This is a genomic window from Vibrio sp. MMG023, assembly GCF_021654215.1.
Lineage (GTDB): Bacteria > Pseudomonadota > Gammaproteobacteria > Enterobacterales > Vibrionaceae > Vibrio > Vibrio jasicida.
In genome coordinates this window covers 404,700-417,090 of sequence record NZ_JAKFZP010000001.1, presented here as the reverse complement: position 1 = coordinate 417,090, position 12,391 = coordinate 404,700, and the positions used below count along the sequence as shown (strand labels likewise).

General features: G+C 44.7%; 7 protein-coding genes. 2 read left to right on the top strand and 5 right to left on the bottom strand.

Annotation, left to right across the window (positions count from 1 at the left end; translation table 11 throughout):
• Positions 1 to 7: 7 nt before the first annotated feature.
• The 5 genes from L1076_RS01815 to L1076_RS01795 form a co-directional block, all read right to left on the bottom strand.
• Positions 8 to 1,786 carry a S8 family peptidase gene (locus L1076_RS01815; protein ID WP_104027149.1) on the bottom strand — a complete coding sequence of 593 codons (1,779 nt, stop codon included), beginning with the start codon at positions 1,784 to 1,786 and terminating at the stop codon, positions 8 to 10.
• A gap of 256 nt (positions 1,787 to 2,042) precedes the next feature.
• Complete coding sequence (locus tag L1076_RS01810; RefSeq protein WP_038873503.1) at positions 2,043 to 2,378, bottom strand: hypothetical protein; 336 nt, start codon at positions 2,376 to 2,378, stop codon at positions 2,043 to 2,045.
• Between the two features lie 9 nt (positions 2,379 to 2,387).
• Entirely contained in the window at positions 2,388 to 4,163 is a 1,776-nt protein-coding gene (locus tag L1076_RS01805; protein ID WP_237303018.1) for a tetratricopeptide repeat-containing diguanylate cyclase, read from the bottom strand.
• A 782-nt stretch (positions 4,164 to 4,945) separates the two neighbouring features.
• Positions 4,946 to 6,202: an aromatic amino acid transport family protein gene (locus L1076_RS01800; protein WP_237303017.1), complete on the bottom strand. Its 1,257-nt coding sequence runs from the start codon at positions 6,200 to 6,202 to the stop codon at positions 4,946 to 4,948.
• A gap of 220 nt (positions 6,203 to 6,422) precedes the next feature.
• Positions 6,423 to 8,639 carry an EAL domain-containing protein gene (locus tag L1076_RS01795; RefSeq protein ID WP_343231837.1) on the bottom strand — a complete coding sequence of 739 codons (2,217 nt, stop codon included), beginning with the start codon at positions 8,637 to 8,639 and terminating at the stop codon, positions 6,423 to 6,425.
• Between the two features lie 363 nt (positions 8,640 to 9,002).
• Between L1076_RS01795 and L1076_RS01790 the strand changes: the two genes are divergently transcribed.
• Together L1076_RS01790 and L1076_RS01785 are read left to right on the top strand one after the other, a co-directional pair.
• The gene (locus tag L1076_RS01790) at positions 9,003 to 9,437 is read left to right on the top strand and encodes an N-acetyltransferase (RefSeq protein WP_039976522.1); all 435 of its coding nucleotides are present in this window, start codon (positions 9,003 to 9,005) and stop codon (positions 9,435 to 9,437) included.
• 275 nt (positions 9,438 to 9,712) lie between these two features.
• Entirely contained in the window at positions 9,713 to 12,376 is a 2,664-nt protein-coding gene (locus L1076_RS01785; protein WP_237303015.1) for a nitrate reductase, read from the top strand.
• Positions 12,377 to 12,391 lie beyond the last annotated feature (15 nt).

Here is a 12,391-nt window from a genome sequence, read left to right as displayed (position 1 = left end):
TGACTCCTTAGTGACCAAAGATACGCATAGACCAGCTTTTGATAACCCCTGGTTGTGCGTTGTTTGCCATCGGTACATCATAGATAGCAGAAGAGTTGAAATATGCAATGAATGAGAATACTTCATCACCGTTGGTATCGATCGCGCGTAGCGTCCATTCGCCTTTCGCATTCTCACCGTAGAACTGGTTCGACAGCATTAGTTGGTTTTCGTAACCTGCCACTGTTGGATCAAGTGATTGACCAACAAGGCCGTTGCGAGGCGTTTGTAGAACAGAACGCGTACCTGCTGGAGAAATTAGTTCAATTGCCAAATCTGGTAGGCGTGAGTGTTCAAGCGTTAGCTTAACTTGAACAGACTCAACCGTTAAGTCTTCAGTGATCGCAATAGCAGAAGAGCCGCCTGTTAAGCTTGCATCTGGAACGCTCACTTCAGTTGCATTGTTTGCCCATGGCGTAATGACTTGTGCAGGTAGAACGTTGTTTGTCATACGTGCACGCTTCATTGCTTCATCTAGGTTAACGGCACCAAAACCATAGAAGGAATGGAAATCAACGCCCGCTGCGTTTTTCTGCCATGGTGAAATAGCTTCATAACTGACAACTTCACCTTGGTTGTTGACAAATTCAAGTGCAACACCTGGGTGATCTTTGTCCGTGACACTTGCTGTTTCTGCAAGAAGAGCACGAACATCACGAGCTGATAACGCGTGGTTTGTCGACATGATTGCGGCAATCGCACCAGAGGTGTTTGGAGCAGCAGAAGACGTACCATTCATCGTGCTGGTGTAGTTACAGTTTGGATCTTGCTCTGTACCGCCATGTAAGCCATTAATACCCAAATCTGCGCTGGTGTTTTGACCTTCTTCACAGCCCATTAAGTCCGTTGTTACCATTGCTGGAAAGTCTTGGCCGTATTCACCCGCTGGTGCAGCAACCCAAACGTTTGTACCTACAGACGAGTAACTTGCACGTGTACCATCGGCACGTAATGCACTAGTGACTAGGTTGTAGTAACTTGCGTTGTCATAAGACTGCTGTGAGTTGTGCATTGGTAAGCCTTTGTTACCACCACCGGCGAAGAAATCGCCTGGAAGAACGAAGAATCGGCCAGTATTGAAGTAACGATAACCGTTACCTGCAGACTTAACGAAGACTGCTCCACGGCCCCATGCGTTACTTTCACTCACATCTTTCATGACATCCATTTCGAGTTTGAACTGAGGATCGTTCTCGTCGAATGGAATAGGGGTAAGTGGGCTAAAGCCATAACTTTGGTTGAATACGCGCACGTCGCTGGTAGACGCGTCTGCACCGTGAGAAATTAACCAACCTTCAAGCGTTTGGTTAGCGAGCCAGTTAAAGCCCATCAAAGAAGAGCGAGAAGCGACACCGCGAACGCCTTCACCGTTATTACCGACCGCACTGATCAAACCGGCAACGGCAGTACCGTGACCATTTGCATCGACTGGGTAGTCGGCTGGGAATGAAGAGTCTTCAACAAAGTTTCTGCTGCCTGTGACTACGTTACCTGCAAGGTCTGGGTGGTCGATTTGAACACCAGAATCGATAACGGCAACTTTCACCCCAACGCCAGCAATACCCATTGCTTGTGTCAGGTTGGTGTTTAAATCGTTACCCGCAACCGCAGGATTGGCCGCGAACGCCGTTTGTCCTGTGTTGTTTAAGTGCCATTGCTCTGAATAGAGCGGATCGTATGCCGAGACGGCAGGAGAAATACCTACTGCCAACATCGCGGCGAATAGGCGATTAATGCGTGTTTCCATTTGTGACCTCATTGTCTTTGTTTGGAATTTTTGTCCCTGTTCGATACTCCTTTAAACAGGTCTAAACAAAGCTAGCGGTTAACTAAGGAGACGAAAACTGTTTACATCTTATTTACGTTCATTTTTCGACGCACGACATTATCTTGACGTTAACTGCTTGAAGTCACTTGGGATTCTGGATATTTGACTGGAAGATAGCGTGTTTAAAAAGCAGGAAAACTAGAGTAATTCCCTGCTTTTTATGGAATGGGGTGATTTATATGGCAGGTTGTATGGTTGCCTCAGGTTCTGTAGGGGCTTGTTCTTTACGAGACAGCAGACCGTCAACTACCTTTTCAACATAAAACTTCTTAAATTCTTTATCGCACCATTTCTTGTTCAAACCGCGACGGTTGAATTCAGCACCGATTGCTACTCGAGTTTGATTTGTGGCGCGATTGTAGTAGAGCGTTTCGCATAATTGCATGTTACTCATTTGCTGAGCGTACACATTAACACTGCTACTTCGCATTCCAAGTTGGGAAGCCTGTTGGTTACTGCATGCAGCCAAAAAGAAAGGGGCAAATGCAGCAAGAATCCATATTTTTTTCATTGTGCTTTTCTATGACGTCGAGTGAATTTTGTGCTGGTTACGACCAGCTTGTTTGGCATCATACAGAGCTTGGTCCGCGGCAAAGAACCACTTATCCCACTCTTGTTTGATCGATTGAGCGCTTAACTCGTTGACCGCGCCGAGAGAGATTGTGGCGCTTAGCGACTGTGAGTCAACCTCTAGATTGTTGTTTTCTACTGCAAGTCTCAAACGGTTGAGTGTTTTTGCACAGTCGTCGACGTGACGGATTTCGAACAATAATACAAACTCTTCACCACCCCAACGAACCAAAAGATCACCAGAGCGTGTCGCCTCATCCAAAATAGTGGCGACGTGTATCAGCATCTTATCGCCTAAGTCGTGCCCGTATTGGTCATTGAACGATTTGAAGTGGTCGATATCAATGACCGCTAAGGCAAACTTTCTATCTGGACTGCGACGAGCCATATTTTCCAACCAGCTAGGAAGGTAGCGGCGGTTATGGACTTTAGTTAGCGGATCTGTTGTGTTCTGTTGCGCCAACTCTTCGTTGATCTTATTCATCTGGCGGATGTAACGGAACAACCAAAAACCGATAGCCGCAACGACACAAAAATAGAAGATTTCACGATAGCGTTGAGATTCAAGCTCTGATGCTTGCAACGCATTTTTTGCTTCTAGTAAGGTCAGCTCTTTTTGCGCTAACTTTGCCTCAAGATCGAGCTTGATGTTAATCATTTCTTCACCATGGACATGGCTAGAAAAGTTGCGCTCCAAACTGCGTAACTGACCTAAGTAATCAAATGCAGCTTCAAACTTCTTCAACTCTTGATTCGCCCGAACCATGACTAGAAGAAGGTCCATTTTTTGTTTAGTTTCAGCGCTAGCCGATTCATTTAAGCTATCGAGTGCCAACTTCGCATTTAAGATTGCTTGATCAAACTGATTGTCTGCGAGGTACGCTTCGGCATACGCCTCATAACAAGCGGCTTTGATACTTTTATGATTCTGAGGGTTAGGTAAGGCTAAGCAGGCTTCTGCTAGCTCTAATGATTCATCTATCTTACCAAGTGTACTCAAAAGCTGAGATAGGTTGGAAACAGAATTATGTTTGATTCTTACTGAGCCGGTTTCCATCGACAGTTTCGCTGCTTGTTCGAAATAGTGTTCAGACTCAAGGTACTCTTCCATTCCAAAATAAACCACGCTCATGTTAGCGTACATGATCGCCAGGAAAAGGCTGTTGTCGTAATGATCATCGCTGTTTAAATACCCATAAATCGCTTGATCTAAGTAGGTTTTCGCTCGCTTCCAATCGGACAGTTCCATGTAAAGAGAAGCGATATTATTGAGCGTCATCGCGATTTGGATTTCAAACTCAGAGTGTTCAAGCAGATCGTAAGCAGTACGGTAGTGTCTTAGGCCTGTTTGCACTTGAGCGCGTTGGACTTCGGCATTACCTAACCAGCGATAGGCGCGGCCCTGCAAAGAGTCATAACCGATCTCACGCGCGGTGTTGATGACTTCGTGTAATAGAAGTTCGCCTTGCCACACTTCGTCTGCTTCTACCAATTCTACGGCTTGGTTGAGTTTGGCTTCTGCAATAACCCACGGCAACTTGTGCTTTTTACCAAACTCCACAAGGTTGGGAAGTTTCGGTAAAGGAACCCCTTCGTAGCGTTCTAGATAGATACGGGCAAAGTAATACAGTGCTTGAGATTCTGGCGAAGCATTAGGTGGCAGCGACAGATCGCTAGATTTAATTGAACGAGGTTTACCAATGGAGTCGAAGTAGAACTCCAGCATTGGATAATCTGCGCGAGCAAGATGTTGCTTGAGGTAGCTTTCCTTTTTGGGCGCGTCAGCGGCTAGGCTGGGTAGTGAGCAAAGCACTCCAAATATAATAGGAAAAAGGAATCGCAGCGTTTTTAACGGTAAAGGCATCAGACTGTTGATAGAAAAGCTGACTCTTATAATGAAACACGTAACAAGTTTATCATCTCTTAACCGCGATTACCCATAGATTTAGCGGTTTTATTCTGCTTATTATTCTCTTCACCAAGCCAATGAAACTAGGCATATGGTCAAGGTAAACGTTTAAAAAGTTCAGCTTTGTCGTAGAGGAGGAAGGTAGAGTCTGTCTGCGGTTATTTATATAAGAAGGGTCGGAAGACTGGTGGGGATATTTTCGCTGACCGATTCAAAAATAAAGACACCGTTTGATGATAATTCAATCTTAGAAAATCGTTCGATCTCTAAAAATTCACATGACTGTAATAAAAATTTAATCTTTGTATGAGTTGTGGAAAAATGCTTTTTTCGACATAGTGTTAGTAAGCCAAGAGAAAACGGCTTGTTTTCACTAAAAAGGAGATTGCCTATGCACAATGAAATGATTCAACCTTCCCACTTTGGTATCATCGGTCGTACTTGCATCGCGTCTGTACTAATGATCGTAGGTGTTTTCACATTCATGTAATGAGAAAGTCTCTTTCTATTACCGAATAAGAAAACCATAGCAAAATTCAGGGAATTACCTTAATAAAAAATAAGGTATTCCCCTGAAAATAAAAGCCACGTCTCTTTTCTTAACTCAACAAGCTAAAAACCAACGCACTTACTGCAATAATCCCCGTCAATAGGACAAAGTACGTCGATACTTTTCCACGATATTGCTTTAACGCTTTCACTTTGTACACCGCCAACATTGGCATGATAAACAAGATCATTGCAATGACAGGTCCAGAGAGCGCTTCCATCATGCCAAGAATGCTTGGGTTCATGATTGCCGCAATCCAAATAGACACGAATAGCACCACAACGCTGATGTGATCAACACGGCGTTTCGGCATATCTGAATGCTTAGTGATCAAACCATTTAGGCTTTCACGTGCACCTAAGAAATGGCCAAGGAAAGAAGAGGTGATCGCGACAAATGCCACCAGTGGGCCAAGCGTTGCAATGAATGGATTGTCTGTTGCATTTGCTAAGTAAGACAGTACTGATACGTTTTGCGATTTCGCCTCTGCCAGTTGCTCTGGAGAAAGCGCCAAGACACAAGAAAACACAAACAAAAGAACAAACGCAATCAGCATGACGCTTGTACGACGCAGAATCAGCTCTGATTTATTATCGGCCGCATCACCATAATGACGACGTTGAACATTTGCAAAAGTGGAAATTGCTGCTGCGTGGCTGAAAGAGAAGATCACAACCGGAATCGCTAACCACATTGTGCTTGCGAAGGACGACATTTCCGGCGCATCCATCACTGGTATGCTCCAGTTCGGCATCAGATAAAATGAAAGAAACGCCAGAATCGCAACCAATGGGTAAACCATGATAGCAAACGCACGTAGCATCACTTTTTCACCCGCCATCATGATAGCAATTAAGCTGAACACCAATACGCCGGACAGTAGGGCACGCGGTAATGGCTCCATACCCGCTTGGTTGACCATGAAGCTGTCAACGGTGTTGGTAATACCTACGCCATAGATAAGTAGAATCGGGAAGATCGAAAGGAAATACAAGAGAGAGATAGAGCGTCCCGCTTTTGCGCCAAAGTGCTCTTCAACCACATCGGTAAAATCTGCGTTTTTCACTTTTGATGACAGCACAAATCGTGCTAGGCCACGGTGTGCCAAATAAGTCATTGGGTAGGCGAGTACCGCCATGACGACAAGTGGCCAAAACCCGCCAATACCTAAGTTAATCGGTAAGAATAAAATACCCGCACCCACGGCAGTACCAAACAGACTTAGTACCCAATGGGTATCATGTTTAGTCCAAGCGTTTGTTGTGTTTAATTCACTAAAATTTAATGTATCTCGAGATTCTTTCACTTAAAACTCGCCTTTATAAAAATAATAATCGCGCGGATGTTAACTGTTTTAGTGATTGTTATCACATGGAGGTGATGGTGAATCATGCTAGTGAAGAGGCAAAGGTGTAAACTATCGAACCATGTAAAATTGAAAAAAGCGATATATAGTTTCAGTTCGGTGTTTATAAGTTGAAATTATATCGCGAAATATTACGATTTTATGGTTTTAGATGTTGCGGTTAAGCTTTGTTCGATAACTTTGTAAGGTGTTCCGAAAGCGGCAGTGGTCTTGCGACCCCAAACCCTTGAGCAAACTGGATATTTAGCGCTTTCAGTGTGTCGATATGATCTTCTGATTCGACAAACTCGGCAACCGTGACTAACTGCATGCTGCTGGCGACTTGGCTGATGGCTTGGACGATTATTCTGTCATTTTCACTGTCGACAATGTTTTTCACGAATGATCCGTCCACCTTCAGTACGTCAAGGGGAAGGCGACGCAAATAATCGAAGCTCGCATAACCGGTGCCAAAATCATCCAGTGCGATGGTGGAACCTGCTTCCCGAAGTCTGTTTAAGTTTTGAATTGCAATTGGTTCATTACGAAGTGCATCCGACTCAGTGATTTCAAAACACAGTTTATTCATCGGGATCTGGTGTAGCTCCGCTTCGGTTTGAATGTCTTCCGCTAAACCCTGTGAATTCAGCGCTTTGGCGGTCAGATTGATGGCACATCGTCCGATCGAGTCCCAATCTTTAATATGGTTTTTTAGCGCTTTGAAAGTGTGTTCGATTACCCATTTGTCTAGCTCTCTTTCTAAACCGAACTCATTGATTAAAGGGAAAAACTCAGCCGGAGACATAAGCTCTCCCTGTTTAGGTTTAAGGCGCAGCAAAATCTCAAAGTGGGCATTTTGAGCGTTATCCGATAGCGCTCGATAAGGCTGACAATAGAGCTCAAATTCGTTTTCGCGAAAGCACTGTTGAATGAAGCTCAACTGGTTAAGTGTCTTATTTTCTTCTTGATTGTGTGTTACCCAGTTCACGCATGTGGTGTCGCGACCTTGTTGCTCGCACAGTTTGGAGATCAAAGGATCAAGATTGTGGTTTCCGTAGATGGAAGCACACTGGATGGTACGTTTTACAAGGCTTACCGCGCTGTCGTCGAAGTAAAAATAAAAACGGTCTAACAGCCCAATGAGTTTGTTTAACTCTGCTTCCATGTTTGGCAAGCGTGGTGCAAAACAAAGTAAACCGCTAGCGAATGGCGGCAGATAAGCTCGAGTTAGGTGGTCAGTCTTATACGCGAGGTATTGGCTAAGTTGTTTCATTAACTGTGCTCGACCTTGGTGTCCTAATCCATGAAGTTTAGATAAGGTTGGTTCAAGATCGATGTAGATAAGTGTTGCATGGGTTTGTTTGGCGACATCTTCTTTTAATTGCGCGAGGTTATATAACCCAGTGAAGCTGTCGATGCGTTCTTTTCGAATCGCATTACGTGTCGTGACATAGTTCTTTATTGTATGGGCACCAAGCATAAAAGTGAGCATGGTCAGGACAAACAAAACCAGCAGCATCGCATAAACTTGTTCACGAGATATAAAGCCAAGATTGTATCGACTGATGATGTTTTCCACGCATACCAGCAATGTCGTTGCACCAATCAACATGGGGCGCAGTAAACCTAACTTGCCTAACCCCATGCCTACTAGGCACAGTAACATCAAACTGAGCGTATTGAGTGTCAGCGGGTTTTGTGTGGATATGCTGGCGACCAAAAATAGCGCACATACCATCAACCATAAGCGATAGTGTAATGGATCAGAGTAGGCCGCCATCATTGCACGATCGAGCTTAATATACGGAGCATTTTCTCCATCAAGGACATAGCTTAAACCAAGGCTCAACAGAGGAGTTAGTACCATTTGTGTCAAAATGGCGCTCAAAACAGAGTAAGCGATAAACTCAAAAGAGAGATTTGTCACATCACTTAAAAAGGCACTAATCAGCATGAGTAGAGCAGTGTTTGCAATAGGATAGAGAATGCCGATTAATACCGCATAATAACTGAGCTTTAAGGTGAAGTTATACGCCGCAACGCGTTTTAATGCGGATCGGTAGAGGTGACAAAACAACAGCGGCAATGCGGGTAGCAACACAGAAAATAGCAAAGCCATTTCCCACGGACGTTTGGAAAAGCACCCATAGTAGAAAAGTAACCCAGCAATGATTGTTGGCAATACGCGCCAACTGTATCGGAGTATGACTGTTACAACGAAAGCGGCCGTAAAAGAGAGTACGTGGACACGATCTTGCGCTATCACGTAAAAGTTGGAGAGGCTATAGCTTACTTGTATTGCGCAAAATATTAGGATTTGAATGCCTAAAAACTGCCACCACTTTTTATTTTTATAATCGAGCAACAGGGGTGATTGCTCGAATCCAGACATCGACATTATTTAACTCTAATTTTGACAGCGTAATGGAAGCATCCGTTTAAGCACGGATGCTTCATTTTTTATAATGATTCGCCTAGCAAGGTGAGTGCAGTTGCTCATGGTGGGCGGGTTAGCCCTTATCGTTTTTATTATTTTTGTATATAAGAGCGGCGATTATTCTACAAAAAACAACCAACAATCAAATAAAAACTGGTACGACGTTCCGTTAATATGAAAGAGTGCTCATGAACACGATTCTTTGTTTGAAAAATCAACCTTTGCCTAAAGTTGGTAAAGCACTAGAATCTGACTGAAATAATTGGAGTTTATCGAAATGGGGCTTTAGATATTGCTTAATGTGTCCCGAAGGAGTGAGTTGTTGTGAAGATCACCTCAGCAGAAAAACAAGATTTAGTTACGCTATACGAGCTTGAGCATAAACTGTTTGGGCATCATGCATACCCAAGATTCTTCTTCAGACAAGCATTTGATTGCTGGCAACAGGGGTTGGTAGTTTCCAAGCAAAGCGAGCAAGTCACAGGCTATGTATTGATGGCACAAAGTGATGAACAAAACACCCATTGGATCTTGTCACTTGCGGTAGATAGTCAGCACCGAGGAAAGGGGATTGCACGTTCGCTTGTGGAGAATGTAATCGCAAAAGCAAGTTCCGGTTCTGTTATTAAGTTAACTGTCGATCCAAACAATGCGCCGGCTTACAAGTTGTACACTTCGTTAGGCTTTAAGGTTCTGGAAAAAGAAGAAGATTATTTCGGTGATGGAGAGCCGAGACTGGTCATGGCACTAGCCCGTTAATCTTGCACTTCTGTGATTCAAACTCGCACCTAATCAGTGCATTGCCAATTATAAAGTGAAAACGGATTTTGTTAAGTTATTGAAATGTAATGCAATATAAAATTGGCATCGGGTTTGCTATTTAGATTATGTTCATCGTTAACTCGATGCGCCGCTTTCAAGCGGATAGGGTATTACTTTTTTGAGCTTTTATAGGCAATGCAGCCTCTCTCGTTTCGGGAGAGGTTTTTTTTCGCTTGTAGCTCGTCATTCTAAGGAAAGAATCAGGGGGCGGAATGTCGCAAGGATGCAAAAAAACCACTTGTCCCTATTGTGGTGTTGGATGTGGTGTCGAGGTTAATGCGAAAGGAATCGTTGGGGATGCGTGTCATCCTGCAAATGCGGGATCACTGTGCGTAAAGGGCGTCGCGCTGGCAGAGAGCTTGAATATGCCTTCGCGTTTGCTGTATCCAAAGCTTGTCACCAAGCAGCGACCTCAAGGGCAAGAAGTGCAATGGCAACAAGCCACAGATCTGATTGCAGAAAAGATTCATCAAGCGAAAGCAGAGTTTGGACCGGATTCCGTCGCTATGTATGTTTCTGGTCAGTTGTTGACGGAAGACTATTACGTCGCCAACAAACTCATGAAAGGTTATGTTGGCAGCGCAAACATCGATACTAACTCGCGTTTGTGTATGTCTTCGGCGGTTGCGGCTCATGTACGAGCATTTGGCGAAGATGTCGTTCCCGTCAATTACGACGACATTGATAATACCGAGCTGTTGGTCATCTGCGGTGCGAATACTGCTTGGACGCACCCTGTTTTATTCCGACGTATTCAACAAGCGAGAGAGAACAATCCTAATCTCAAGCTGGTGGTCATTGACCCGCGTGAAACGGTCACAGCGCAGCAAGCCGATTTGCATCTACCGATTAAAAATGATGGGGATGTATCACTTTTTAATGGGCTGCTTAAGTTTCTTATTGAGCAGCAATGGTTTGATTCTCAATACATAAATTCCCATACCGACGGGTTTGATGCGCTTGCAGAAGAAGTTTCTGATTTGCGTTACGATGTCACTAATTTAACGTCTTCCATTGGCATTTCAGAAGAAAAACTCACGACATTCTTCCAATGGTTCGCACAAAGCCCAACCGCAATCACGCTGTTTTGCCAAGGGGTTAACCAAGCCGAAAATGGTGTTGATAAAGGCAATGCCATTATTAATGCACACTTGGCGTCAGGCAAAATTGCCAAGTCAGGTTGCGGGCCGTTTTCTATTACAGGTCAGCCGAATGCGATGGGCGGACGAGAAGTCGGTGGTTTGGCAAATCAATTAGCGGTTCATCGCGCTTTTGACGCAGAGTCTATCAAGCAAGTGCAGGCGTTTTGGGATTCACCAGAAATTGCCACTCAGCCCGGTTTAAAAGCCGTTGAGCTGTTTGAGGCGGTAGAACGTGGTGAGATTAAAGTTCTCTGGATTATGGCAACCAATCCCGTCGTCTCTTTACCAGATAACCAATTGGTAAAACGTGCACTAGAGATTTGTCCGTTTGTGATTGTTTCCGATATCACAGTGGATTCGGATGTCGCACATTACGCAGACCTGTTGCTGCCCGCCGCTGGCTGGGGGGAGAAACAAGGCATGGTGACCAACTCTGAGCGTCGACTTTCTAGGCAGCGTCAGTTTCAAACGCCTCCCGGTGAAGCAAAATCAGATTGGTGGGCGATAAGCCAAGTCGGACAAGCTATGTGTGCATTGGAAAAGACACAAAATGGTTTTGCGTTTACTTCTGAGCGGGCGGTATTCAGGGAATATGCGGCGATGACAGGCATGAATGCAGATTCGCCATTGAAGCTAGATCTTTCTCAATACGCCAACTTAACCGAACAAGAATACGAAGAGTGGGTGCCAACACAATGGGGAGGAGAGCGTCCTTTTGCTGATGGCGTCTATTCGCACCCAGATGGTAAAGCGCGTTTTGTCGTGACAAGTGAATCTCCAACGCGTTTAGAAAGAACAAAAGGCTGGTGGCTCAATACGGGCAGGCAACGCGACCAATGGCATACCATGACGCGCACAGGGCATATCGCACACCTTGCCGCCTCTGAGTTAGAACCAACCGTGTACATGAACACACTCTCTGCCACTCAAAATCGCTTAAAAGCAGGACAACTCACCAAGCTGTTTCAGCCTACTTCAAACACCGGTATTTATGCCAAAGTTGCCATTGATGAAGGTTTGGGTTTTCAAGAGCTGTTTATGTCAATGCACTGGGCGGGTCGATATGGCGGTGAAAGCAGTGTTAACGCGATAGTAAACAGCGCAAAAGACCCTATTTCTGGTCAGCCTGCGTTTAAGTCGTCTTATGTTGAGGTGCAAGATGCGGCGGTAAAAACCTACGGTATGTTCATCGGTACACAGTTTGATTCCGGTAAATTTCTCTACAGCGCATTTCAAGCAGAAAGCAATTTGGGCATTTGGCGCTTTGCACACGATAAGCGACCAAAGAAGCAGAGTTTTTGTCGAACGGAAAAGAGCCGCAGAATTACGATAGATATTGCCCAAGGTTGGCTAGCGGTGGACTATGACCTTGTTGGAGACGTTCGTATCATTCGCTCCGTTTTGGTGGTGTCCGGTGAACCGATTCAAACCGACTACACCAACTTTACCGGCTTGATTGGCAAGCCGATGGAGCTATCGCAACTGCTTACCATCACTCAATCGCAAAGCAGTGCCAAACTGGTTTGTAGTTGTTTCCGCGTCACCGATAAACAAATACATGACGCGATGGAGAAACAAGACTGCACGTCAGTGACCCAACTTCAAAACAAACTCAAATGCGGTACTAACTGTGGCTCGTGCGTATCTCAAATCAAACAAATGGTCGACAGCCATCAGCATCAAAAGGGCAAACAGCAAGCGAACCAGCAAAGTCTGGCTATTCAAATAAAGTAAGTCACAAAGAGGATA